This is a genomic window from Arthrobacter sp. E44 (assembly GCF_041877125.1).
GTDB lineage: Bacteria > Actinomycetota > Actinomycetes > Actinomycetales > Micrococcaceae > Arthrobacter.
In genome coordinates this window covers 111,873-134,867 of sequence record NZ_JBHDJA010000004.1, presented here as the reverse complement: position 1 = coordinate 134,867, position 22,995 = coordinate 111,873, and the positions used below count along the sequence as shown (strand labels likewise).

22 protein-coding genes are annotated in these 22,995 nt (G+C 67.1%); 5 read left to right on the top strand and 17 right to left on the bottom strand.

What is annotated here, in order from left to right; all coding sequences use genetic code 11:
- Nucleotides 1-36: 36 nt before the first annotated feature.
- The 4 genes from ACETK3_RS05700 to truB form a co-directional block, all read right to left on the bottom strand.
- Nucleotides 37-1,020, bottom strand: a complete 984-nt coding sequence (locus ACETK3_RS05700) for a bifunctional riboflavin kinase/FAD synthetase (RefSeq protein ID WP_236821732.1) — start codon at nucleotides 1,018-1,020, stop codon at nucleotides 37-39.
- A 99-nt stretch (nucleotides 1,021-1,119) separates the two neighbouring features.
- Entirely contained in the window at nucleotides 1,120-1,587 is a 468-nt protein-coding gene (locus tag ACETK3_RS05695; RefSeq protein WP_236801910.1) for a hypothetical protein, read from the bottom strand.
- 19 nt (nucleotides 1,588-1,606) lie between these two features.
- Entirely contained in the window at nucleotides 1,607-1,960 is a 354-nt protein-coding gene (locus ACETK3_RS05690; RefSeq protein ID WP_237430206.1) for a hypothetical protein, read from the bottom strand.
- Between the two features lie 2 nt (nucleotides 1,961-1,962).
- Nucleotides 1,963-2,916 (bottom strand): tRNA pseudouridine(55) synthase TruB, encoded by a 954-nt coding sequence (truB, locus tag ACETK3_RS05685; protein ID WP_236821731.1) that lies wholly within the window; start codon nucleotides 2,914-2,916, stop codon nucleotides 1,963-1,965.
- A 67-nt stretch (nucleotides 2,917-2,983) separates the two neighbouring features.
- Between truB and ACETK3_RS05680 the strand changes: the two genes are divergently transcribed.
- Nucleotides 2,984-4,141, top strand: coding sequence for a pyridoxal phosphate-dependent aminotransferase (locus tag ACETK3_RS05680; protein ID WP_236821730.1), 1,158 nt, complete (start codon nucleotides 2,984-2,986; stop codon nucleotides 4,139-4,141).
- 46 nt (nucleotides 4,142-4,187) lie between these two features.
- Here ACETK3_RS05680 and trxA read toward each other — a convergent pair whose 3' ends face one another.
- Together trxA and ACETK3_RS05670 are read right to left on the bottom strand one after the other, a co-directional pair.
- Complete coding sequence (gene trxA / locus ACETK3_RS05675; protein ID WP_236821729.1) at nucleotides 4,188-4,625, bottom strand: thioredoxin; 438 nt, start codon at nucleotides 4,623-4,625, stop codon at nucleotides 4,188-4,190.
- Nucleotides 4,626-4,627: 2 nt separating this feature from the next.
- On the bottom strand, nucleotides 4,628-5,167 hold the full coding sequence (locus ACETK3_RS05670) for a nucleoside deaminase (RefSeq protein WP_236821728.1): 540 nt from the start codon (nucleotides 5,165-5,167) through the stop codon (nucleotides 4,628-4,630).
- A 176-nt stretch (nucleotides 5,168-5,343) separates the two neighbouring features.
- Between ACETK3_RS05670 and ACETK3_RS05665 the strand changes: the two genes are divergently transcribed.
- Nucleotides 5,344-6,471 (top strand): ScyD/ScyE family protein, encoded by a 1,128-nt coding sequence (locus ACETK3_RS05665; RefSeq protein WP_236821727.1) that lies wholly within the window; start codon nucleotides 5,344-5,346, stop codon nucleotides 6,469-6,471.
- Nucleotides 6,472-6,559: 88 nt separating this feature from the next.
- On the opposite strand, the gene rbfA is transcribed toward ACETK3_RS05665, so the two are convergent.
- The 5 genes from rbfA to rimP form a co-directional block, all read right to left on the bottom strand.
- The gene (gene rbfA, locus ACETK3_RS05660) at nucleotides 6,560-7,069 is read right to left on the bottom strand and encodes a 30S ribosome-binding factor RbfA (protein ID WP_236801905.1); all 510 of its coding nucleotides are present in this window, start codon (nucleotides 7,067-7,069) and stop codon (nucleotides 6,560-6,562) included.
- Between the two features lie 289 nt (nucleotides 7,070-7,358).
- Nucleotides 7,359-10,286 (bottom strand): translation initiation factor IF-2, encoded by a 2,928-nt coding sequence (infB, locus tag ACETK3_RS05655; protein WP_236801904.1) that lies wholly within the window; start codon nucleotides 10,284-10,286, stop codon nucleotides 7,359-7,361.
- 152 nt (nucleotides 10,287-10,438) lie between these two features.
- A complete protein-coding gene (locus ACETK3_RS05650; RefSeq protein ID WP_236802820.1) occupies nucleotides 10,439-10,771 on the bottom strand; it encodes a YlxR family protein in 333 nt (110 codons plus the stop codon).
- A gap of 195 nt (nucleotides 10,772-10,966) precedes the next feature.
- Nucleotides 10,967-11,947, bottom strand: coding sequence for a transcription termination factor NusA (gene nusA / locus ACETK3_RS05645; protein WP_236801903.1), 981 nt, complete (start codon nucleotides 11,945-11,947; stop codon nucleotides 10,967-10,969).
- A complete protein-coding gene (gene rimP / locus ACETK3_RS05640; protein WP_236801902.1) occupies nucleotides 11,947-12,558 on the bottom strand; it encodes a ribosome maturation factor RimP in 612 nt (203 codons plus the stop codon). Before rimP ends, nusA begins: the two co-directional genes overlap by 1 nt.
- 106 nt (nucleotides 12,559-12,664) lie before the next feature.
- Between rimP and ACETK3_RS05635 the strand changes: the two genes are divergently transcribed.
- Genes ACETK3_RS05635 through ACETK3_RS05625 form a run of 3 tightly spaced genes read left to right on the top strand, consistent with a single transcriptional unit; the run spans nucleotide 12,665 to nucleotide 15,682 of the window.
- Nucleotides 12,665-13,834, top strand: coding sequence for a DUF4439 domain-containing protein (locus ACETK3_RS05635; RefSeq protein WP_236801901.1), 1,170 nt, complete (start codon nucleotides 12,665-12,667; stop codon nucleotides 13,832-13,834).
- 53 nt (nucleotides 13,835-13,887) lie between these two features.
- Nucleotides 13,888-14,652: a VIT family protein gene (locus tag ACETK3_RS05630; protein ID WP_236801900.1), complete on the top strand. Its 765-nt coding sequence runs from the start codon at nucleotides 13,888-13,890 to the stop codon at nucleotides 14,650-14,652.
- Between the two features lie 49 nt (nucleotides 14,653-14,701).
- Nucleotides 14,702-15,682 (top strand): aminoglycoside phosphotransferase family protein, encoded by a 981-nt coding sequence (locus tag ACETK3_RS05625; RefSeq protein ID WP_236802819.1) that lies wholly within the window; start codon nucleotides 14,702-14,704, stop codon nucleotides 15,680-15,682.
- Nucleotides 15,683-15,709: 27 nt separating this feature from the next.
- Here the strand turns inward: ACETK3_RS05625 and ACETK3_RS05620 are convergent, their stop codons facing one another.
- The 6 genes from ACETK3_RS05620 to ispG form a co-directional block, all read right to left on the bottom strand.
- On the bottom strand, nucleotides 15,710-17,101 hold the full coding sequence (locus ACETK3_RS05620; protein ID WP_237430205.1) for a pyridoxal-dependent decarboxylase: 1,392 nt from the start codon (nucleotides 17,099-17,101) through the stop codon (nucleotides 15,710-15,712).
- Between the two features lie 55 nt (nucleotides 17,102-17,156).
- A complete protein-coding gene (locus ACETK3_RS05615; protein WP_236801898.1) occupies nucleotides 17,157-17,951 on the bottom strand; it encodes a TSUP family transporter in 795 nt (264 codons plus the stop codon).
- A complete protein-coding gene (locus tag ACETK3_RS05610) occupies nucleotides 17,948-19,759 on the bottom strand; it encodes a proline--tRNA ligase (protein WP_373992637.1) in 1,812 nt (603 codons plus the stop codon). The genes ACETK3_RS05615 and ACETK3_RS05610 overlap by 4 nt, the downstream gene beginning before the upstream one ends.
- Before the next feature lie 416 nt (nucleotides 19,760-20,175).
- The gene (locus ACETK3_RS05605; protein ID WP_236801896.1) at nucleotides 20,176-20,919 is read right to left on the bottom strand and encodes a hypothetical protein; all 744 of its coding nucleotides are present in this window, start codon (nucleotides 20,917-20,919) and stop codon (nucleotides 20,176-20,178) included.
- A 52-nt stretch (nucleotides 20,920-20,971) separates the two neighbouring features.
- Nucleotides 20,972-21,862: a GNAT family N-acetyltransferase gene (locus ACETK3_RS05600; protein WP_236822009.1), complete on the bottom strand. Its 891-nt coding sequence runs from the start codon at nucleotides 21,860-21,862 to the stop codon at nucleotides 20,972-20,974.
- On the bottom strand, nucleotides 21,825-22,991 hold the full coding sequence (gene ispG, locus ACETK3_RS05595; protein WP_142134593.1) for a flavodoxin-dependent (E)-4-hydroxy-3-methylbut-2-enyl-diphosphate synthase: 1,167 nt from the start codon (nucleotides 22,989-22,991) through the stop codon (nucleotides 21,825-21,827). Before ispG ends, ACETK3_RS05600 begins: the two co-directional genes overlap by 38 nt.
- Nucleotides 22,992-22,995: the final 4 nt, after the last annotated feature.

The following is a 22,995-nucleotide window of genomic DNA, read 5'->3' as shown; positions in this document are numbered from 1 at the left end:
TTTCGTTGTTCTCATCCCTGGCGGATGAGGCTGGGGTCAGCGGCCGGCCAGGATCTGGTGGGCCTGGGCGACGTCCAGACGCATTTGCTCCACCAGGGCCTCAGGGCCACGATAGGCCACCATGCCGCGGAGCCGCTGCACGAATTCGACGATGACTGTCTGGTCATACAGATCGAAGTCCTCCACGGCTTCCTCCGGCCTGTCGATCACATGCGCCTCCACCTGCCGGCTGACGCCGTCGAATGTGGGGTTGGAGCCTACCGAGATCGCTGCCGGCCAGCGCTTGCCGGCCTGGTCCACCAGCCAGCCCGCGTATATGCCGTCCGCGGGGATCAGGCCGGTGGCATTTGAGGAAAGGTTTGCCGTGGGGAAGCCAAGCGCCCTGCCCCTGGCGGCGCCGTGGACCACTTCGCCGCGCATCCGGTGCGGGCGGCCCAGGACGGACGCGGCGGTGGCGACGTCACCCTCCTGCAGCGCCTCCCGCACCCAGGTGGAGGAACAGCGGCGGTCCGTGCCGTCGTCGTCATGCAGGGGGTAGCCCTCGGAGCCGAACTCGCTGATGACCTGGACGTCGAAACCGAATTTGTCGCCCAGGGCCTTCATGGTCTCAAGGTCGCCGGAGTTGCCGCGTCCGAAGCGTGCATCATGGCCGATGACCACCTGGCTGGCGTGCAGGCAATCAACCAAGTACTGCTCCACGAACTCTTCGGCCGTGAGGCTGGCAAGGTCCAGTGAGTACTTGACCACCAGGATGGCGTCCAGGCCCAACTCGCCGAGCGCCTCCAGCTTGTCATCCAGGCCCATGATGAGCTCCGGCGCCGCCTCGGGCCGGTGGATGACCGCCGGGTGGGGGTCGAAGGTGATGGCCACGGCCTTGGCCTGGGAGAGCCGGGCAGAACGGATCAGCTGGGACAGCACCTGCTGGTGGCCGCGGTGAACGCCGTCGAAGTTGCCGAAAGTGACAACAGATGGGCCGAAGTCCGCCGGGACATCGGACGGATCGTTCCAGATGTAGACCATCACCCTCGCCTTAAGCTGCGTGCAAGCATCAACGTTCCACCGGCCGTGCGGCCGGTGAACTCTTCAAGGTTACCCGGATTCTCTGCGCGGCTTTTGCCGTCACTCCGCAGCCTTGGCGGAACCCGCCGCGACCTTCGAGGGGCGGCGGCGGTACAGCCATACCAGGCCCAGGATGGGCAGCAGCAGGGGGATGAAGCCATAGCCGCGGCCGAACAGGGACCAGACGGTTTCATGCGGGAACTGCACGGAGTCCAGGATGCTCAGCGTCCCCACCACCAGGACCCCGGCGAGCTCAACCAGAACGGCCGCAACGGAGACCTTGAACCAGGTGGTTCCTGCCTTGGCCAGCGATACCGTCGCCAGGATATACACCACGGCGGCGAACGCGGAGAGCAGGTAGGCCAGCGGAGCCTCGGAGAATTTGGTAAGGATCTGGTATCCGGCACGGGCGGTGGCCGAGATGGCGAACACCCCGTATACCGCGATCAAAAGGCGGCCGGGACCGGTGTTGCGGGTATTGCGGACGGGTGCGTCGCCGGCGGCCGCGCGGGCCTGCTGCTCTTTCATTTCTGCTGCTTCTTCCACTTCAGTACCAGATCTGGTTCATTCGGGCAGCCATCACCAGCGCAGTGACACCGACCGCGGCCAGGACAAAGTTGCTCCATCGCGTCCGCTCCAGGATGGCCCAGTAGATCGCCGCGGGCGGCAGGAGCATGGCGGTGGCCATGTAGCCCCAAAACTCCCACGCTTCGCCGGCGATGGGTTCCCCGGCGATGACGCGGACGATCGAACCCACCAGGTAGACCACCAGGGCTGCTTCCACTGCCACGACGGACAGGAGGGTGACGTCGTTGGGCGCCTTCCTCAGGATCCCCGCCCCCAGGCAGAGCACCGTGGACACCAGGCCGACGACGAGGATGATCCAAAAGTATGCGTCCACGCCTACGCCTCCGCGGCTGCTGTGGCGGCCGCCCCGTTCCCATGTCCGGTCCCGGTTCCGGGCGCGAAGACAAGGACCGGTTTGGCGTAGCTGCCCGCATCGGCGAGGAGCGCCACCAGGCTGCCGTCGGGGGCGAAGCCCGCCGCAGGGTGCTCAGCGGTGGCGGCGCCCGGGGTACCGGCAGCCGTGCCGGCAGCGATCCGGCGGCCGAAGGAGATTTCGGCGGTTTCCTGGGCCGTGAGCTCACGGTTGGGCATCAGGGAACGCGCGGCCAGGGACATGTCCAGGACGTTGAGGTCTTCCGCGAGCTGTTCCAGGGTACGCGCCTGGTCAAGGGTGTACGGACCCACCTGGGTCCGTCGGAGGGCGGTGAGGTGTCCGCCGACGCCAAGGGCGTTGCCGAGGTCCCGGGCCAGGGCGCGGATATACGTGCCGGAAGAGCATTCGACGGTGACATCCAGGTCCACGACGCCGGCCGTGGGGTCCCTGCGGATGGCATGGACGTCGAACCGGTGGATGGTGACGGGGCGCGCGGCGAGCTTGACGTCCTCGCCGGACCGCACCCGTGCGTAGGCGCGTTCGCCGTTTACCTTGATGGCGCTGACGCTGCTGGGCACCTGCTGGAGCTCCCCCGTGAGTGCCGCGACGCCGTCGTATATCTCCTCGTCAGTGACGTCTGCGGCACTGGTGGTGGTCGTGACCTCGCCCTCCGCGTCATCCGTCACCGTGGACTGACCCAGCCGGATGGTGGCGGTGTAGGTCTTGGAAGTGCCCACGATGTAGGTCAGCAGGCGGGTTGCTTTGTTGATGCCGAGCACCAGCACGCCGGTGGCCATGGGATCGAGTGTTCCAGCGTGCCCTACTTTCCGGGTCCCTGCGAGGCGCCGCATCCGGCCAACCACATCATGGCTGGTCCATCCCTGCGGCTTGTCCACTATCACCAGTCCAGAAAGCACGCCTCCCAGTATATCGGCGCAGGTTGGAGCCGCCGTACGGACCACCGCGACGGCTAGGATGGCTGGCATGCCTGAGCTTGCCGCCCATGTCCGCGACGTGCCCGTGAACCAGATCCGGGAGATCACCGAGGCCGCCTGGCGGACCCCGGGCGCCATCGTGTTGAGCATCGGCGAGCCCGGCTTCCCGCTCCCCCGGCACGTCCTGGACGCAGGTATCGCCTGCCTGGACCGCGACGAAACCAACTACACCCCCAACGCCGGAATCCCGGCCCTCCGCGAGGCGTTCGCCGCCAGGTTCCGGGAGGAACAGGGCGTGGACGTCGGCGCCGACCGGGTGTACGTGGTCTCCGGTGCGCAGCAGGGCCTGCACTTCGCCATGAGCCTGCTGCTCTCCCCCGGCGACGAGATCCTCATCCCCAATCCCGGCTACCCCACCTTCGCCATGACCAGCCGGCTGCTGAACGCCGTTCCCGTGGGGTATCCGCTGCATCCGGAACACGGCTTCCAGCCACGTGTTGCCGACGTGGAAGCACTCATCACCAGCCGCACCCGGGTGCTGGTGCTCAACTCACCCTCCAACCCGCTCGGTGCCGTGCTCAACGGGGAACTGGTGCGGGAACTGGTGGAGCTGGCCCGACGGCACGACATCTGGGTCATCTCCGACGAATGCTACGAGGCGTTCACCTACGACGTCCCGCATGTCAGCCCGGCCAGGTTCGACGGCGGCACGGAGGCGGATGCGCGCGTGTTCACTTCGCTGACACTGTCCAAGACCTACGGACTGACCGGGCTGCGGATCGGCGCACTGGTCTGCCCGCCGGGGCTGGAACAGAAGATGGACAACGTCATGGAATCGATCGTCTCCTGCGTGGCCTCCGCCCCGCAGTACGCGGCGCTGGCGGCGCTGACCGGCCCCCAGGACTACGTCCGGCACGCGCATCAGCACTACCGCGGGAACCGGGACGCTGCTTCGGCAGTCCTTGCCGCAAAGGGCATCCGCTACCTGCCGGCACAGGGCGCGTTTTACCTGTGGGCCGATATGTCCCACGTATCCGGCGGCGACGTGCGGGGATGGGTCCGGCGCTTCCTTGCTGACTCCGGCGTGGCGTTGGCTCCGGGGACGGCGTTCGGCTCCATCGGCGAGGGCTGGGTGCGGATCGCGCTGTGCGGGCGGAAAGAGGACCTGCTGGCGGGACTTTCCCGGCTGCCGGACGCCCGGTCCTAGGTCCGGCAGGCCTCACCTCCGGCGCGGGCGGGCGCGGGCAGGCGCGTCAGCTGCGGGCGCCGGCGAGGGCCCTGTCCAGCCAAGACCGAAGGACTTCTGCGGGTGCGGCGCCTGCCTGGCGGGCGGCGACCTTCCCGTCAACGAGCACCATCAGCGTGGGAATGGCCTGGACGTCGAACCGCCGCGACAACCCGGGCGATTTGTCCACATCCACCTTCACCAGCTTGATCTTGCCGGGCCGTTCCCGCGCCAGCTTGTCCAGGACCGGGCTGACCATCCGGCAGGGTCCGCACCAGGCCGCCCAAAAATCGACCAGCACCGGTACTGGGGATTGCTCCGCCACGGCAGCGAAGTCGCCGTCACCCGCCGCCACGATCCAGGGCAGGTCCGCCTTGCAGTTGCCGCAACGGGGGTGGCCTGACGCCTGGGCGGGCACGCGGTTGGTCTTTCCGCAGGAGGGGCAGGCAAGCAGCGTGGGTTCCATGGTCAGTATTCCTTCCTGCTGTCAAAGGCGCGCCAGGCCTGGAAGGGGGCGTCCGACGTCGGGATGTCACCCCGGGTGACCGGCATCAGTTCCGGTGCGGCGCCGCTGAAATAGTCGTAGAAGAGGGCGTCGTCGAAGCCCGCGGCTGCGGCGCCATGGCGGTCCGCGGCGAAATAGACGTGCCCGATTCGAGCCCACAAAGCTGACGCCAGGCACATGGGGCAGGGCTCGCAGCTGGCGTAGAGGACCGATCCCGTGAGGTCGAAGTCCGCTGTTGCTGCCGCTGCCGCCCGGATGGCAACCACCTCGGCATGGGCGGTGGGGTCGTTGTCCCGGGTCACCCTGTTGACGCCGGAGTGGACCCGTCCGTCGGGCGTCACCACCACGGCCCCGAACGGTCCGCCGCCCTGGCCCACGTTCGCCGTGGCGAGATCCACTGCCTGTTCGAGGTATGGGGCCCCTTCGACGTGTCGGGTCCGGTCGAGGCGCTGGGCCCGTTCGACGTGTTCCGGGGAGCTGTTTCCGTGGTCTGCGGCGGTCATAGCACGATCCTAGCCACCGGTGACCCGTTGGGGGATGGAAAGGGGGCCAGGAAGGGGGGACGCCCGCAAACACTACCCGCCGGTACGGGCCTACTCTTGCGCCGGGGGATACATATTTTGCCTCTGCCGAGGCTTCCATATCCGGCCCGCAAGGGCCCCGCACCCCGGAGTACCCAATGAAGAGAAGACTCGCAGTCTTAGCCTGTATCACCGCCTCGGCCGCTGCCATAGCGTCCGGAGGCCCGGCCGCAGCTTCCACCAAAGCGCCGGATTACCAGGTACTTGCAGGCGGCCTGGTCTCGCCGCTGCACGTCGCTGCAGGAAACGGCAAGGCGGTCCTGGTGTCCCAGGATTTTGCCGGGAAACTAACGCGCATCAACCGGGACGGATCAACCGGGGACCTGGCGACCGGCACGCCGGAGGGCTGGGAAGTAGCCGGTTCCGATACCCGCGGCAGCACAACGTACTACCTGGAAAGCGTCGGCGCCGGTCAGGGTGACCCGGCCGGACTGCACGGATTCCTGAAGTCGATCGACGCCAAGGGCGGCGTGGACACCATCGCAAACTTTGCCGATTACGAGCGGCGCCACAACCCGGACGGCGACCAGCGCTACGGATTCGGCAATGACGTGAGCGCAGCGTGCCTTGCAGGGTGGCCGGCCTTCGCGCCTGCCAAGTACAAAGGCCTGGTGGACTCGCATCCGTATGCCCTGGCAGTGAAGGACGACACCGCGTATGTCGCCGATGCCGGGATGAACGCTGTCCTCAAGGTCAACCTGAAAGACGGTGACATCGACACCCTCGCTGTCCTGCCTCCACGGCCGGCGGTCATTCCCAAGGGATTGGTCATTCCCACCGACATGCAGGGCGGGACCTTCAAGGTGCCCGACTGCGTGGCCGGCCATAAGTATGCCTTCGAACCCGTCCCGACGGACGTCGCGATGGGACCGGACGGCATGCTCTATGTGACGTCGCTGCCCGGCGGACCGGAAGGACCGGAACTGGGCGCCCGTGGTGCCATTTTCAAGGTGAATCCGTGGAACGGGGACGTGGACCTCTGGGCCGACCATATCCTCAGCCCCACGGGTGTGGCTGTGGCCGGCAACGGTGACGTGTATGTTGCGTCGCTGTTCGGTGGCGAGATCCTGAAGTTCACCTGCGACGGCGACCGTTCGACGTTCCTGAAGGTGAACATGCCGGCTGACGTCGACATCAGGGGGAACAACCTCTACGCCACGGTCGACGCGCTGGGCGACCCGATGCAGCCGCCCGCCGGAAAGGTCATCAAGGCCGATCTCGGGTAGCAGGCCGTGACAACGCCCCGGCTTAAAGGACGGGGTGGGTTAAAAGCAGCCAGGGCCCGGGATAAGCTCCCGGGCCCTGGTGTGCGTCTTACTTGTTGCCGTCCTCGTTGAGGTCTTCATCGTCGCTGAGGTCCAGGTCCTCTTCGTCGAAGTCGTCCTCATCGATGTCCACGTCGCCGGACGCGTCGGACTTGTACGGGTCCGCGTCGCCTGCGTGCCGGGCGTTGGCGGCAAGGGCTGCCACCTCGGCATCCCGCTTGCGGGCCTCCCGCAGCAGCTCCTCCAGGTTGGAAGCATTGACCGGGATCTGGTCGGCGACGAATTCGAGGGTGGGGGTCAGGCGGACGGTGATGTTCCGGCCCACCTCCTGCCGAAGCACACCCTTGGCCTTCTCAAGCCCCTTGGCAGCATCGGCCTGGACAGCCTGGTCGCCGAGGACGGTGTAGTAAACAGTGGCGTGCTGCAGGTCGTTGGTCACGCGGGCATCAGTAACAGTAACGCCCTCAACCCGCGGATCCTTGATCCTCCGGCCCAGGGCCTCAGCAACAACAACCTTAATCCGCTGCGCCAACTTGGCAGCACGTGCCGGATCAGCCATGAACAACTCCTATAAGAAGAAAAAATTAGGGACGTACGACGGCGGCAACAGGGCAGCCAACGGACGTTTCAGTTATCTGCCACGCACCTGGGGCCGGGACGCCCGCACTATGGCGAGTGTACGACGGACCTGCGTTGGGTTTTTCCGGCGGCCTGGGAGTGGCATCGGGCCTGCCGAAGCTGGGTGCCCGACGTCGTCAGACGTTGGCTACCCAGCGAAGGGGCGGGGCCGCCGGAAAAATCCAACGGCCCCGCACCTGGCACTGCTGACAGCCCGAAGGCCGGCCAGACTAGACGCGCGGCTTCTCGCGCATCTCGAAGGTTTCGATGATGTCACCTTCGGTGATGTCGTTGTACGAGCCAAGACCGATACCACATTCGAAGTCCGTGCGGACCTCGGTGACGTCGTCCTTGAAGCGCTTGAGCGTCTCAACGGTGAGGTTGTCGCCGATGATTTTGCCATCGCGGCTGACGCGGGCCTTGGCGTTGCGTCGGATAACACCCGAGCGCACGATCGAGCCTGCAATGTTGCCGAACTTGGAGGAACGGAACACTTCGCGGACCTCGGCGGTGCCGAGCTGGACTTCTTCGTATTCCGGCTTGAGCATGCCCTTGAGCGCTGCTTCGATGTCATCGATTGCTGCGTAGATGACGGAGTAGAAGCGCATGTCCACGCCTTCGCGGTCTGCCAGTTCGGCAACCCGCTCGGCGGGCTTGACGTTGAAGCCGATGATGACGGCGGAGTCGACCGTTGCCAGGTTGACGTCGTTCTGCGTGATCGCACCGACGCCGCGGTGGATGACGCGCAGCTGCACGCCTTCGCCGACGTCGATCTTGAGCAGCGCGTCTTCGAGGGCTTCGACGGCACCGGACACGTCACCCTTGAGGATGAGGTTGAGGGTGTCGATCTTGCCTTCGGCGACGGCCTGGTCGAAGTCCTCCAGGCTGATGCGCTTGCGGCGCTTGGCCAGGGCTGCGTTGCGGTCGGCTGCTTCACGCTTCTCGGCGATCTGGCGGGCGGTGCGCTCGTCAGCGGTCACGAAGAAGGTGTCACCGGCGCGCGGCACGTTGGACAGACCCAGCACCTGGACGGGGCGGGACGGACCGGCCTCGGTCAGGGCGCTGCCGTCGTCGTCGAACATCGCACGGACGCGGCCGTGGGCCGTGCCTGCCACGATGGTGTCGCCGACGCGCAGGGTACCGGACTGCACCAGGACGGTGGCAACCGCACCGCGGCCCTTGTCCAGGTTGGCTTCGATCGCGATGCCGCGGGCGTCCTTGTTCGGGTTGGCGCGCATGTCCAGGGCTGCGTCTGCGGTGAGCAGGACAGCCTCGAGCAGCTCGTCAATGTGCAGGTTCTGGCGGGCAGAGACCTCCACGAACATGGTGTCGCCACCGTATTCCTCGGGAACCAGGCCGTACTCGGTCAGCTGGCCGCGGACCTTCTCCGGGTTGGCGCCTTCCTTGTCGATCTTGTTCACGGCCACGACGATCGGCACGTTGGCCGCCTGGGCGTGGTTGAGGGCTTCAACGGTCTGCGGCATCACGCCGTCGTCCGCTGCGACCACCAGGATGGCGATGTCGGTGACCTTGGCACCACGGGCACGCATGGCGGTGAACGCCTCGTGGCCCGGGGTGTCGATGAAGGTGATCTTGCGATCGTCGCCTTCGTGGTTGTGCGTGACCTGGTAGGCACCGATGTGCTGGGTAATGCCGCCGTGCTCGCCCGCCATGACGTCGGACTTGCGGATGGCATCGAGCAGGCGGGTTTTACCGTGGTCAACGTGGCCCATGACGGTGACTACCGGCGGACGTGCCTCGAGTTCCTCATCGCCTTCGGCTTCGAGTTCGGCGTCAAAGTCGATGTCGAAGCTGGAGAGCAGCTCGCGCTCCTCGTCCTCCGGGGAGACGACCTGGAGCTTGTAGCCCAGTTCCTCGCCGAGCAGGGCGAAGGTGTCCTCGTCCAGCGACTGGGTGGCGGTGGCCATCTCACCAAGGTGGAACAGCACGGTGACCAGCGCGGCGGGGTTTGCCTCGATCTTGTCGGCGAAGTCCGTGATGGACGAACCACGGCGAAGCCGGATGACGGTGTTGCCGTCGCCGCGGGGTACGCTCACGCCACCCAGCGACGGGGCACTCATCTGCTCAAGTTCCTGGCGCTTTGCGCGCTTGGACTTGCGCTGCTTGCCACGGCCAGCGCCGCCCTTGCCGAAGGCACCCTGGGTGCCGCCGCGGCCGCGGCCGCCCTTGCCAAAGCCACCGCCGGCGGGTGCACCGCCGCCGCCACCGGGACCACCGGTACCGGGAGCGCCACCGGGGCGTCCTGGACCGCGTCCGCCGCCACCGGGACGTCCTGCACCTGCGGGTGCGGGACGCTCAGTGCGGTTAGGCATCATGCCCGGAGTAGGACGGGGACCACCGGGGCGCGGGGCGCCTGGACGGGGACCACCGGCGCCTGCTGCGGGGCGGGGACCACCGGCACCGGCTGCGGGACGCGGCCCACCGGGGCGCGGTCCGCCGGCGCCTGCTGCGGGGCGGGGACCACCGGGGCGGTCGCCGTCGGTGCGGCTGCCACCCGGACGGGGCATGCCCTGCGAGGTGGCAAACGGGTTGTTGCCGGGACGGGGTGCACGGTCACCGTCTCCACCGCGGCCGCGGGGCATGCCCTGCGAGGTGGCGAACGGGTTGTTGCCCGGACGGGGACCGCCGGGGCGGGGCCCTGAACCACCCGGACGGGCGGAGGGAGCCGGAGCTTCAGCCTTGGGTGCCGGGCGGGCACCGGGCTTGGCGCCGGTGGACGGGGCACCAGCGGCTGGGGCACTGGAAGACGGCGTACCGGAAGACGGAGCCGCGGGGGCGGCAGGCGCGGCGGGGGCTGCCGGGGCTGCTGCCTGTGCAGGAGCAGCGGGAGCGGCCGGAGCCGGTGCCTGGGCCTTGGGGGCCGGAGCCTTGGGCGCAGCCGGACCGGGAGCCGGTGCTGAAGGGCGTGTTCCTGCCGCGGGAACAGGTGCCTTGGACGCAGCGGCTGGCGCTGCGGCCGGGGCCGAGGACTTTGCCGCGGCGTCGGGGAAGGCGTTGCGCAGTTTACGCACAACGGGTGCCTCAATGGTTGAAGAGGCAGAGCGAACGAATTCGCCCAGTTCCTGCAGTTTTGTCACTGCATCTTTGGAAGTTATACCGAGCTCTTTGGCGAGCTCATGTACGCGGACCTTGGCCACATTTCTCCTGTCTCGGTCCGCACCGAGCCAGGCACGAACCGTCTACTTCTTACTGCGGACCCCAGCCGCTGTTGATGCGAAGGGGCCCATTGCAGAGCGCAACAAAGTTGTCATCGTTACGCACTCATCGCTGGGAACTCATCGGGTTTCCATCAGATTTCTGACCCGCTTTCAGGTTGGACGGTTGGTGTTGCAGCCACCGGGGCGGCGTCAACGTTCGGACCTGGCGTGAACCAGCGTTCGACGGCGGTTGTTTCAGTTGCGCCCGGAAGGGCACGCCCGAATGCTCGCCGCTTGACCGCCAGGGCCAGGCACGATGTGCTGGGGTGCAGCCATGCACCCCGGCCAGCCATCCGGCGTCGTTCATCCACCAGGACAGCGGTTGACCCGCTGCCTTCGGCGACGAGCCGGAGCAACTGCGACCGCGGGCCCTTCTTCCGGCATCCGATGCAGGTACGCTCGGGCTGATTCCCTGTGGAAAGCATTTCTGCCACGGTCATCGTCCTGACGTTCTTTCTGCTGGCCGCAGGTTTTACTGCCCCGCAGTTGCGGAAACGAGCACGCCCAAGGCACACGGCTACCGGCTGTTAGGCGCGGTCTTATCCATTCTAGCCCCTCGGGGCCGTTCTGCCCGAAACGGGGTGGCTGCCGCGGCGCGCCAACCACCCGCGTCCCGGCAGTTATTTGTCGCGGGCCACCGCGGCGTCGGAGACGATGTCGATGCGCCACCCGGTCAGCTTTGCCGCAAGGCGGGCATTCTGGCCTTCCTTGCCGATGGCCAGGGACAGCTGGTAGTCCGGAACCACCACGCGCGCGGAGCGGGTGGCCTCGTCGGTGATGGTGACCGAATTCACCCGCGACGGCGACAGCGCGCTGGCAATGAAGGTAGCCGGGTTCTCGCTGTAGTCGACAATGTCGATCTTTTCGTCGTTCAGCTCGTTCATGACGGCACGGACGCGGGAACCCATCTCACCGATGCAGGCACCCTTCGCGTTGATCCCGGGGGTGTTCGCCTTGACGGCGATCTTGGTGCGGTGGCCGGCTTCGCGGGCCAGCGCGACAATCTCCACGGAGTGGTCGGCGATCTCGGGGACTTCGAGTTCGAAGAGCTTCCGAACCAGGCCCGGGTGCGACCGGGACAGCGTCACGGAGGGGCCCTTGGTACCGCGGTGCACGTCAATGACCAGGGCGCGCAGGCGGTTACCGTGGATGTACTTCTCGCCGGGGACCTGCTCGGGCGGGGGAAGCAGCGCCTCGAGGGACCCGAGGTTGACCTGGACCATGTGCGGGTTGTTGCCCTGCTGGATGGTGCCGGACACCAACTCGCCTTCGCGGCCCTTGAACTCGCCCAGGACGTTGTCGTCCTCAACGTCGCGAAGCCGCTGCAGGATGATCTGGCGGGCCGTGCTGGCTGCGATGCGGCCGAACCCTTCTGGGGTGTGCTCGAATTCGCCGATGGGGGCGCCGTCGTCGTCAATCTCCACGGCCCAAATGGTCACGTGCCCGCTCTTGCGGTCCAGTTCGGCGCGTGCTTTTTCGAAGGCGCCGGGCGACTTATGGTAGGCCACCAGGAGCGCCTGCTCGATGGTGGGGATCAGGAGGTCCAGCGGGATTTCACGCTCACGCTCCAAAAGTCTCAGTGCGCTCATGTCAATATCCATCAGGCCTCCTCAGAAGGTCCATTGTGTTCAGGTTCCAGACCGTCCTCCGGGAGGTGGCTGAATTCGATCTCGACTTTTCCGTTGCGGATCCTGTCGAAAGGAAGCTTTACGGGTTCACCCTGTCGGGGCTTCATGCCCTTCTTGACGGCGATCTCCGGAACGAGGGTGACTCCCCCGTCGTCCACGGACTTGATGCGGCCGGTCACGTTCTCGCCCTGGGTGACGTTGACCTTGACCATCCGGCCCCGCGCGCGGTGCCAGTGCCGCGGTTCGGTCAGGGGACGGCCGACGCCGGGCGAGGACACCTCGAGGTCATAGGGGCGGCCGTCGTCGTTGGGGTCGTTGTCCAGCACATCCGAGAGGACCTTGGAGATGTCCGCGATGACGTCCAGGCTGACCCCGCCCGTCTCTTCCTGCGGCAGGTCCACCACGACATGGACCACACGGTGGGAGCCCGGGATGATGGCTACGTCCTCCAGGTACAGGCGGTTTGCGTGAACGGCGGGTTCCAGGAGAGCCCGGAGCCGCGCAGCTTCGGGGTTGTGGGCCGGCGCGGTGCCGCTTCCCGTGCCGGTGTGGTCTGGTGAAGCCGTAGCTTCTGCGTTGCTCACGATGCCGGCCGCCTCCCTATAGATGATGTGGTGTTTACTAGCGTAGCTATTTTACCGGCCCCGTGGTGCACCCGGGTGCCCCCTCAGCGTGACACCATGGTCTGTTGTGAAACACCCCCTCAAGGACACCCACCCGCGCGTGCGCGCGTTCCGGTTTGCCGTCTTTGCCCTCGCCGCGCTGGTGGTCCTGAGCCTCGGTTTCGCCTTGATTCCCGCGGAAAAGCCAGCTCCCGCCGAGCCTCCGTTGACGGAACGGGCCAGGGCGGCGGCGTTCACTGCTGCCATGGACCTGCGTGCCTCCGGGATGGAGCTGTCTTCCACTGGCGCAGCGGATTCCGCCGTCCTGGACCCCGTTGTGACCTTGCTGACCATCCAGGCCAGGGCGTTGATGTCCCCCGCGCTGATGTCCCCTGCACCGGAAACCGGTGCAGCCACGCCGCCGGCATCCGCCACGCCGTCTTCCACCGCCGGCCCGGCCAGTGTTGCCGGACTCGTCCAGGCGCTGGCCGGCAGCGGAACCGCGCGCCTCAAGGACGCAGAAACAGCCGACGGCGGCATGGCCCGCCTCCTCGCGGGTGCCGGCACCGCGCAGATCCTCGCCGCCGGCCGCCTGGCCGCCGCCACAGGAGTACCCGTCCCGGAGGCAACGGCAGCCGCAACGGTAGAAGAGGTGCCGGCCCAGGAAACTGCTTCCCCATGCCCCTCGCCATCCGCGGCTGCCTCGCAGAAGGGCGCTCGCCCGGGCACTGCTGCCGGCGTGCGCGAGGCGCTGGCCGCTGTCGTCACCGCAGAGGAGGAGGCTGCCTACGGGTACCAGGCGGCACTCCCCCGCCTCGGTCCCGCCGAGGCCGGGCCGGCGTCGGAGTTCCTGGCCCGGCACCGCGAACTGGCCGACACCGGGGAGGAACGCCTCAGGCTCGCTTGTGGAACGGCCGTACCGCAACAGCCGGGATATGTCCTCGATTCCGCCTTCCTGGCCGCACCGGCAGCAGGCCTGGGCAGGCTCGAGGCAGCGACGCTCGCCTCCTACGGCGCCCTGGTGGCACTGTCCCAGGGCCAGGACCGGAAATGGGCGCTGTCAGCGCTGCAGGCTGCCGCAGGACGGGCGCTTCGCTGGGGCACAGACCCCGGAGCTGTTCCAGGCCTGACCCTGGACGTTAACCAACTGCCCAACCTTCCCGCAGTTACTGGACGTCCTGCCGGTACCGGCCCCGCGCCGTCGTCCGCGGAATCCCAGGCCCTCACTGGGCCGTCACCACTGAAGGAATGGTCGTAAAGAAGACCACGCAGAGGGTGGCACTGGGAAGGCCGGGGTGGTTTCCTGAAAGGATGAACGCCGACGATCCAGCCGATGCCCCGGGGACCGGTGCCAGCCCGGAGCTGAACAACCACCTTGAGACGGAACCGCACGGCAACGATATTGCGCACCGGCTGAACTGGTTGCGCGCCGGCGTCCTCGGCGCCAATGACGGCATCGTCTCCGTGGCCGCCATTGTGGTTGGCGTGGCGGGTGCCACGGCCGAATTGGGGCCCATCCTCACGGCCGGCGTCGCCGGCGTCGTGGGGGGCGCCGTGTCAATGGCGTTGGGCGAATATGTCTCGGTCAGCAGCCAAAGTGACAGTCAGCGCGCCCTGATTGAGAAGGAACGCCGCGAACTGGAGGAAGAACCGGAAGCGGAGCTCGCCGAACTGACCGCCCTCTACCTGGCCAAGGGGCTGACCCCCGAAACCGCGGCCAAGGTCGCCCGCGAACTTACTGCCCACGACGTCCTGGCCGCGCACCTGTCTGCCGAGCTCAACATCGACGAGGAGGACATCGTCAGCCCCTGGCACGCGGCATTCGCCTCAGCCATCGCGTTCACCATCGGGGCTATTCTGCCAATGCTGGCCATCCTGCTTCCCCCACCCGGCATCCGGTTTCCGCTGACGTTTGCAGCAGTCCTGGTGGCCTTGGCCATAACAGGCGCCCTGGGGGCATGGATCGGAGGCGGCTCAAAAACGCGGGCAGCTGTGCGCGTGGTGGTGGGCGGCGCATTGGCGCTCGCGGCGACGTTCGTGATCGGCAACCTGCTGGGGGCCTCGGGTGTTGTTTGACCCCGTGGTGCCGGCACTGCCCATCCCGCCGGACCTCACGGCCCGCTACATGCGCGACCGGGCAGGACGCACCTGGCTTGACAGCCTTCCGGGGCTGCTGGCTGACCGGCTGGAGCAATGGCAGCTCGACGTGGACCTGGCGCCCGGCAGCCTGCCGTGGAGTGGACACGGCGGCATCGTGCTGCCGGTGCGGCAGGACGACGGTTCACCAGCAGCCTTGAAGATCGCTTTCCCCCACGATGAAGCCAAGGTGGAGCGGCATGCACTGGCACTTTGGGGCGGCCGTGGCGCTGTTGCATTGCTGGCCTCCGACGCGGAATCGTGCGCCATGCTCCTGGAACGCCTCGACGCCGGACGGTCACTGGCGGACGTGCCCCTGGATGACGCTGCCGTTGTCTGGGGCGGGCTGGTGCGGCAACTGGGGCTGGCCCCGGACCACCGCCCTGAATGGCGGGAGTTCGCCGACATCGCCGGCCGAGCCGAACAGTGGAGCGACCAACTGCCGGCGGACTGGGAGCAGCTGGGCCGCCCGTTCCCCCGGTGGCTGCTGGAGGCAGCCCTTGAAGTGTGCCAGACCCGCGGTGCGGTGGGCCGCCGGTCGGCCCATGACCTGCTGGTCCACACGGACCTGCATTTCCTGAATGTCCTGGCGCGCCCGGGGAAGCAGCCCACGGGTGAAGCGCCGACGGCGGCGGGATACGCGGCCATCGACCCCCAGCCGATGATTGGCGAACCCGAGTTCGCCGTGGCCCCGCTTCTGTGGAACCGCCTTGCGGACCTGCCGGCGTCCCGGCCCGGCGCGGCGCTGCTGACGCGCTGCCACGACTTCAGCACAGCCGCCGGCCTGGACCCCGACGTGGCCCGGCAGTGGGCCATCGCCAGGGAAGTGGATAACGCGCTGGGGTACGCCGCGCAGGGACACCAGGGCGGTCTTGCCCGGTCCCTTTGGGTCTCCAGCACCCTGGCCGGCAAAACCCTGGACGGCCTGCCGCATCCCCATTCACTGCCCGAGCCGGGACAGGACGGGTAGGGCGGCCGGCAAGGCGTGCGCGAACGGTCAGGAGTTCCGCACTGCGGCCAGGGCTGACCGCACGGCGTCGATTGCGGTGCCCACATCCTCCCCCGCCGTATGCCAGTTGCTCACCGAAACCCGAAGGATGTCCCGCTCCCGCCAGCGTGACCCGGACATCCACACCTTCCCGTCCTGGATGACACGGGCCGTGACCGCGCGGGTGGTGTCGTCGTCGCCGAAAGCCAGGCACACCTGGGTGTAGGAGACGTCGTTGAGCACCTCCACGCCGTCCAGGGCGGCCATTCCTTCTGCGATTGCCGCGGCGGCACCCGCCAGACCACCCACCTGGGCTGCCACGCCCTCGCGGCCCAGGCTTTTAAGCGCGGCCCACACCGGTACTCCCCGTGCCCGGCGCGAGAGTTCCGGGACCTTCTCGAAGGGATCGCCCGGGCCTTCCGCGTCGTGCACCAGGTAGCTCGCGTGCAGGCCCATCGCAGCCCGCAGCGCCGACGGGTCGCGGACGATGGCGATGCCGCAGTCGTACGGCACGTTCAACGTCTTGTGGGCATCCGTGCCCCAGGAGTCGGCCTCTTCATAGCCCCGGGTGAGGTGCCTCAGTTCCGGTGCGGCGGCAGCCCAAAGGCCGAACGCACCGTCGATGTGTACCCACGCACCGTGTTTGCGTGCGACGGCGATGGCCTGGGCAAAGGGGTCGAAGGCGCCTGAGTGCAGGTTGCCTGCCTGGAGGCACACCAGGGCGGGCCCGGTGCCGGAGGCAAGCGCGGCGTCCAGGGCGGCGGGGAGCAGGCGGCCCTGCCCGTCTGCGTCGACTTCCGTTGGTTTTCCGAGGCCCAGGTAGCGAAGGCCGAGGTCAACGGTGTCGTGCCGTTCCCGTCCGACAAAGCAGCGGATCCGGGGTGCGCCGCAGAGTCCGTCGCGGTCCAGGTCCCAGCCGGCATCGGTGAGCAGCCGCCAGCGGGCGGCAGCCATGCCGGTGAAGTTTGCCATGGTGGCGCCGGTGACGAATCCGACGTCGGCGGTGGATGGGAGGCCCAGCAGGTCCAGCAGCCAGTGTCCGGCGGCTTCCTCGATGGCAGCCGTGGCCGGGGTGGCGTAGCGCAGGCCCGCGTTTTGGTCCCATGCGCTGACCAGCCAGTCCGAGGCCAGGGCGGCCGGCAGGGTGCCGCCGATCACCCAACCGAAGAACCGGCTCGAGGGCATGGCCATGAGGCCAGGTTCTGCCTGGGTTGCCAGGAAGTCGATGACGCCCGCTGCAGGCATTCCTGCTTGGGGCAGTGGTCCGCCGAAGACTTCGGCGAGCTCTGTGGCGTTCCGGCTGGGTCCCACGCGGCGGTGCGGAAGGCTGTCCAGCCAGGCCTGCGAATACCCTGCGGCGGCTGCCAGTGCCGCGGCAAACCCGTCATCGCCGTGTGCCATACCTGCATGCTACGCCGGGCTGGTCCCCAGGACGAGGACCAGTTTCCAGGGCGGATCAGGAGAAGTTTTCCTGCCAGACGTCGTAGCCAAGCTTGACGATCAGGGCCGCCACGACCGCCAGGAAGACCACCCGGACGAATTTGCTGCCCTGCTTCACGGCTGTGCGGGCGCCGAGGTAGCCGCCGGCCATGTTGGCGCCGCCGAGCAGCAGGCCGACCCCCCAAAGGATGGACCCGTGCGGCAGGAAGAACAACAGGGCACCGGCATTGGTGGCCATGTTGACAATTTTGGCCTTGGCGCTTGCTTCCAGGAAGGCGTAGCCCATGGCGGACACCAGGGCGATGACCAGGAAGGAACCGGTCCCCGGGCCAATAAGCCCGTCATAAAAGCCGATCACAGCACCGATCAAGCAGGCCACGACGTAGTGCTTATGGCCTTCGTGGCGCAGTGCCGTCAGCTCACCCACGCTGGGCCGCAGGGCAATGAAAAGCGCGACGGCGACCAGGGCCACCACGATGATGGGCTTGAACACCCCGGCCGGCAGGGTAGCGGCCAGGCTTGCCCCGCCGAAGCTGCCTGCCAGGGCTATCACCGCCATGGGCACCGCGGTCCGCAGGTCCGGCCCCACCCGCCGGTAATAGGTGACAGCACTGGTGGCGGTACCGAAGATGGAGCCCATCTTGTTGGTGGCCAGCGCCTGGACCGGCGCGATGCCGGGGACCAGGAGCAGCGCCGGAAGCTGGATGAGGCCTCCGCCGCCCACCACCGCATCAATCCACCCGGCTGCGAATCCAGCCACCACGATCAGGATGATGGTGGTGAGCTGGATCGACTCGAAGCCGGAGGTCACTGGTTGCGGACGGCGTTGACCACGTAGTCGACGGCCTTATCTACCGCCACGTTCTCGGCCGCACCGCTGCGGCGGTCCTTGATCTCCACCACGCCGTCCACCAGGCCGCGGCCCACTGCCAGGATGGTGGGGACGCCCACCAGCTCGGCGTCGCCGAACTTCACGCCCGGCGAGACCTTGGGCCGGTCGTCATAGATGACCGACAGTCCGGCTTCCTCGAGTTCCGCCGACAGCTTTTCCGCCGTCTGGAAGATCTCGTCACCGCGGCCTACTGCAACCACATGTACATCGGCGGGCGCTACCGTGCGGGGCCAGACCAGGCCACGGTCATCGTGGTTGGCCTCTGCCAATGCCGCCACGGCCCGGGTGACCCCGACGCCGTAGGAACCCATGGTGACCACCACCTGCTTGCCGTTCTGGTCCAGGACTTTGAGGTCCAGTGCTTCGGCGTATTTGCGGCCGAGCTGGAAGATGTGGCCCATTTCGATGCCGCGGGCGGTCTCCAGCGGGCCCGAGCCGTCCGGGGAGGGGTCGCCGGCGCGGACTTCGGTGCACTCGATGACGCCGTCCCAGCGGAAGTCGCGTCCGGCCACCAGGCCGAAGACGTGCTTGCCGGCCTCGTTGGCGCCAGTAATCCAGGCAGTTCCGCTGACCACCCGGGGGTCCACCAGGTACAGCAGCTTGGTGGCACTCTCGGCGCCCAGGAGCGGCTGGTCGAGGGACAGGCCGGGGCCAAGGTAGCCCTTGACGATCAGCGGCTGCTTCTTGAGGTCTTCCTCGCCTGCCTGCTCCAGGCCGATCTCTCCACCGATCGGCAGGAAGGCGCCGATGTTTGCCTCCACCCTTTTGAGGTCCACTGCGCGGTCGCCGGGGAGGCCGATGACCACCAGCTGCCGTTCACCGGTGGGCAGCGTGACGGCGAGGACCACGTTCTTGAGCGTGTCCGCTGCAGTCCAGGCGCCGCCGTCGGATTCTGCCCGAGGGGCGATCTGGTTGGAAGCGGCAACCAGGGTCTCGATGGTGGGGGTGTCCGGGGTATCCAGGACCTCTGCCGCCGGGGCGTTGGTGAAGTCGATTTCCTCGGGGACCACCGTGGTGACGGCCTCGACGTTGGCGGCGTAGCCGCCGGCCGAGCGGACAAAGGTGTCCTCGCCGATCTCCGTGGGGAAGAGGAATTCCTCGCTCTTGGAACCTCCCATGGCGCCGGCGGTGGCTGCCACGGGCACTACTTCAAGGCCCAGGCGTTCAAAGATCTTCAAGTAGGCGGCGCGGTGGGCGGCGTAGCTGGCATCCAGACCGGCGTCGTCCACGTCAAAGGAGTAGGAATCCTTCATGATGAACTCGCGGCCGCGGAGGAGCCCGGCCCGGGGACGGGCCTCGTCGCGGTACTTATTCTGGATTTGGTACAGGCTCAGCGGCAGGTCCTTGTAGGACGAGTACAGGTCCTTGACCAGGAGCGTGAACATCTCCTCATGCGTGGGGGCCAGCAGGTAATCAGCTCCCTTGCGGTCCTGGAGGCGGAACAGGCCCTCGCCGTATTCGGTCCAGCGGTTCGTGGCCTCGTACGGCTCGCGTGGCAGCAGGGCCGGGAAGTGGACTTCCTGGGCGCCAATGGCTGCCATCTCCTCGCGGATGATTTCCTCGACCTTGCGCAGGACGCTCAGTCCCAGCGGAAGCCAGGTGTAGATGCCGGGGGCAGCGCGGCGGATGTAGCCGGCGCGGACCAGGAGTTTGTGGCTGGCAACCTCGGCATCGACGGGGTCTTCGCGCAGCGTGCGCAGGAAAAGCTGGGACAGTCGTAGGACCACGGGTGGTATCCGTTTCTGGGGAAGTGCTGGGTCAGCAGGGCCGGACAATTCGTCTGGATACTAATCTACCGGCACGGAACATGCGGCAATTACGGGCCAGGGAACGCAGCCGGGCCGGCTTGCCCGGCAATGGCCGGACACAGTAGGGCCACGCCCGGGAATACAAAGCCCCTGGCCCCCCAATGAGGCTGGTCATCGCATCCGGGCGTGGCCCAACGCCGTTATCGCCTGAGTACTGGTGAGGACTGGTGAGACCGCCCACCCCACTTCCAGCGCAGCTAGAAAGAACTTATGTGATCGTGCGCACGTTTGACAAGTGTTTTTATTTTCGGAATCCGCGTGCCCTTTACCTGTCGCGCGGCGTTACTTCCGCTGTTGTGCCTTGACGACGCGTTGTTACGTGACAGGCGGTTGTCTTACTTGACCAGCGCAGCAGCGGAGTCAAGGAGGGCACCAGCCCGGCGGACGGCGTCGGCCTCGCTCTCGCCTCCGGACGCAACCGAGGTGAGCACCACGCCCTGCTTGACCACCTGGGCCGTAACGGTTGACTGCTTGCGTCCATCGGGAAGGGCGCTGTCAGTGCGGTAGGCAACGGTACCGGGGAGGCTGCCGGCTCCCTGCACCGGAGTCACGGTTACGGCTATCTCCATGCCCGACGCGGTCATGGTCATGGAGGAGCACTTCGCCAGCTGGTCCGGCTGGTCCTTGACCTTGGCAAGGAAGCTTTGGTCCAGGCCGGCAATCAGGGACAGGGCTGTGGCGGCCCCGGTGCCGGCGTCCGTGCTCATGCCCATCGCCATGGTTGCTCCGTCGACGGAAGGTACGGCGCTTGCGGCGGCCAGTTCCTTGCACTCTGCGGGCTTGACGTCAATGGACGCAATCATTGCCTTGGTTTGTTCGAGCGTGGTTTTGATGTCGGCGCTGGGCAGGACTGACAGCCTGCGGTCTGCCGCGTCCCGGACCTGGCCGACGATGGCAGCGAGTTCCTCGCTGGTGTAGGCCTTGGCGGTTGGCGTCGGAGTTGCCGTTGGGGTGGGCGTACTTTGTGTGGAGGCCGCAGGCGCGGCAGGTGTGGATTCCGCTGCCTGTGGCGCGGACGTCCCGCCGCACGCAGAAACACCAACGGCAAGAAGGGCGCAGGCCCCGAAAGTTCCAAGCACGGACGTCTTCAATTTTTCCCCCAATATCCAGCACGGAACCGGCAGTTACCGGCTAGAACAGGACTGTAGCGAAGGTCCCCACCTGGCGGAAGCCCACACGCTCATAGGTGGACCTGGCCCTGGTGTTGAAGCCGTTGACGTAGAGGCTGGTCATCGGGGCAATCTGCTGGGCTTTTTCCACCACTGCCGCCATGTACGCCGCACTGAGCCCCTGGCCGCGGAAAGCCGGATTCATCCATACCCCTTGGACTTGGGTGACGTCGTCCGTGACTGCACCCAACTCGGCTTTGAACACCACCTCGCGGGCTTCGTTGAGGTGGACCAGGGAGTGCCCCTGCCTGATGAGGCCTTCCACCCGCCGGCTGTAGAACTCCCTGCCGCCCAAATAGGGCGAGTAGCCTACTTCTTCCTCGAACATGGCGGCGCATGCGGGAAGGATGCGGTCGAAGTCCGCCAGGTCCCCGTGCACCAGGCCCGGGTGGGGCCGTACCCGGGGTGCTCCGTCGATGACCATCAGGGGCTGGTCGGCCCGGACCTCGTGGGCCTGGTGCCCCAGTTCCGTGAGTTCGGCATTAAGTGCCAGCACGGCCTCGGCCGGACCGAAAGCCGAGGCGTACCTGCGCCCGGAACTGTTGGCTGCCTCCGCTACCAGGGGGGCCAGTGCGGGATCGAGCTGGACCGGAACCAAATTGGCCCCGGCCCAGCATGCGCCCGTCAGGATGCCGCCGTCGAAAACGCCGATGACGCCGGCCCCGCCGCTGGTGGGTGCCGCCGTCCCGGTGCCGCGCAGATGGGCCAGGATGAACACATTGGCCACCGGGTCCTGCTGGGCCAGCGCCGTCAGTGCGGGGGTGTCCTGGCCGTCGAGCGTACGGACAGAAAGCCCTGCCGGGTCGGGAGCGTCCCTACGAGACGCTAACCACGGGGCTACCCTTGACAGCATCTTCGCCATCGGCCTCCCCCATCTCTTCCGCGATACGCATAGCCTCTTCGATCAGTGTCTCAACAATTGCGCTCTCGGGAACAGTCTTGATGACCTCGCCCTTAACGAAGATCTGGCCCTTGCCGTTGCCTGATGCAACACCAAGGTCCGCTTCACGCGCCTCGCCCGGGCCGTTCACGACGCAGCCCATGACCGCCACGCGCAGCGGAATTTCCATTCCCTCGAGGCCGGCGGTGACCTGTTCTGCCAGAGTGTACACGTCGACCTGGGCACGGCCACATGACGGGCACGACACGATTTCCAGCTTGCGGGGCCGCAGGTTCAGCGACTGGAGGATCTGGTTGCCGACCTTGATCTCCTCCACCGGCGGCGCGGACAGGGACACGCGGATGGTGTCACCGATCCCCCGCGACAGGAGCGCGCCGAACGCGGTGGCGGACTTGATGGTCCCCTGGAAGGCGGGGCCGGCTTCGGTGACGCCCAAATGCAGGGGCCAGTCACCCTTTTCCGCGAGCATCTCGTAGGCGGCCACCATCACCACGGGGTCGTTGTGCTTGACGGAAATCTTGAAGTCGTGGAAACCGTGCTCCTCGAACAGTGAGGCTTCCCAGACCGCCGACTCGACCAGTGCCTCCGGAGTGGCCTTGCCGTACTTCTTCAGGATTCCCGGTTCCAGGGAGCCTGCGTTCACGCCGATGCGGATGGAGGTACCGTGGTCCTTCGCCGCGGCGGCGATCTCCTTGACCTGGTCGTCGAACTTACGGATGTTTCCCGGGTTCACGCGCACCGCAGCGCAGCCGGCTTCAATGGCTGCGAAGACGTACTTGGGCTGGAAGTGGATGTCCGCGATGACGGGGATCTGGGACTTCCGGGCGATGATGGGCAGCGCTTCGGCGTCATCGGCGGACGGGCAGGCGACGCGGACGATGTCGCAGCCGGACGCAGTCAGTTCAGCGATCTGCTGCAGGGTGGCGTTGATGTCCGTGGTGGGCGTGGTGGTCATGGACTGCACGCTGATGGGGTAGTCAGACCCTACGCCTACCGAGCCGACTTTAATCTGGCGCGTCTTGCGGCGGGGCGCGAGGACGGGCGGTGGTGCTGACGGCATTCCCAGGCTGACCGAGGTCACGTGG

Coding starts and splice junctions, on each gene's coding strand:
- ACETK3_RS05600 (WP_236822009.1), bottom strand. CDS start 21,862: ATGCTGTCAAGGGTAGCCCCGTGGTTAGCGTCTCGTAGGGACGCTCCC.
- rbfA (WP_236801905.1), bottom strand. CDS start 7,069: ATGGCTGATCCGGCACGTGCTGCCAAGTTGGCGCAGCGGATTAAGGTT.
- nusA (WP_236801903.1), bottom strand. CDS start 11,947: ATGGATATTGACATGAGCGCACTGAGACTTTTGGAGCGTGAGCGTGAA.
- trxA (WP_236821729.1), bottom strand. CDS start 4,625: ATGGAACCCACGCTGCTTGCCTGCCCCTCCTGCGGAAAGACCAACCGC.
- ACETK3_RS05700 (WP_236821732.1), bottom strand. CDS start 1,020: ATGGTCTACATCTGGAACGATCCGTCCGATGTCCCGGCGGACTTCGGC.
- ACETK3_RS05665 (WP_236821727.1), top strand. CDS start 5,344: ATGAAGAGAAGACTCGCAGTCTTAGCCTGTATCACCGCCTCGGCCGCT.
- ACETK3_RS05620 (WP_237430205.1), bottom strand. CDS start 17,101: ATGGCACACGGCGATGACGGGTTTGCCGCGGCACTGGCAGCCGCCGCA.
- ACETK3_RS05630 (WP_236801900.1), top strand. CDS start 13,888: ATGAACGCCGACGATCCAGCCGATGCCCCGGGGACCGGTGCCAGCCCG.
- ACETK3_RS05670 (WP_236821728.1), bottom strand. CDS start 5,167: ATGACCGCCGCAGACCACGGAAACAGCTCCCCGGAACACGTCGAACGG.
- ACETK3_RS05695 (WP_236801910.1), bottom strand. CDS start 1,587: ATGAAAGAGCAGCAGGCCCGCGCGGCCGCCGGCGACGCACCCGTCCGC.
- ACETK3_RS05680 (WP_236821730.1), top strand. CDS start 2,984: ATGCCTGAGCTTGCCGCCCATGTCCGCGACGTGCCCGTGAACCAGATC.
- ACETK3_RS05650 (WP_236802820.1), bottom strand. CDS start 10,771: ATGCTTTCCACAGGGAATCAGCCCGAGCGTACCTGCATCGGATGCCGG.
- ACETK3_RS05625 (WP_236802819.1), top strand. CDS start 14,702: ATGCGCGACCGGGCAGGACGCACCTGGCTTGACAGCCTTCCGGGGCTG.